At 54.9% G+C, this 384-nt stretch carries 1 pseudogene; it reads right to left on the bottom strand.

Features of this window, described 5'->3' with window-relative positions:
* Window positions 1-83 precede the first annotated feature (83 nt).
* Window positions 84-384 (bottom strand): annotated as a pseudogene (locus ACGHU1_RS16905) (PAS domain S-box protein); the annotation flags it as partial.

Below are 384 nucleotides of genomic sequence, written 5' to 3'. Positions count from 1 at the left end.
CATTCTCAAGCAGGTTCTCGACTATGTCATTGCGGTCCGGAAGGGCGAAAAAATCGATCCGCCAGCCCGTCTTAGGCTCTTCTTTAACTAGGCTCCTGCAACCTGCTTTTTCGGACATCCATGACGAGTTCAACGCCATCGTCATGCCAGGTTCTCTCGTAATTGCCTCCTAGCTGTTGCTTCACGGCCAACTCGATGAGGCGACTTCCGAAACCCGTTTGAGGCTCACTCGCCTTGTCGATGTAAGCTCCGTGTTCCCTCCAGCGGAAGCGGACCATCTCGTCCTCGGTTGAAAGGTCCAGCGAAATCCTTCCCTCGGGATTGGACAGAGCTCCGTACTTCATCGCGTTGGTAGCCAGCTCGTGGAACACCAATGCAACCGGC

This window comes from Erythrobacter sp. MTPC3, assembly GCF_042854385.1.
GTDB lineage: Bacteria > Pseudomonadota > Alphaproteobacteria > Sphingomonadales > Sphingomonadaceae > Erythrobacter.
Note: the sequence above shows the minus strand (reverse complement) of the source record. Positions and strands in the feature narration are given on the sequence as shown.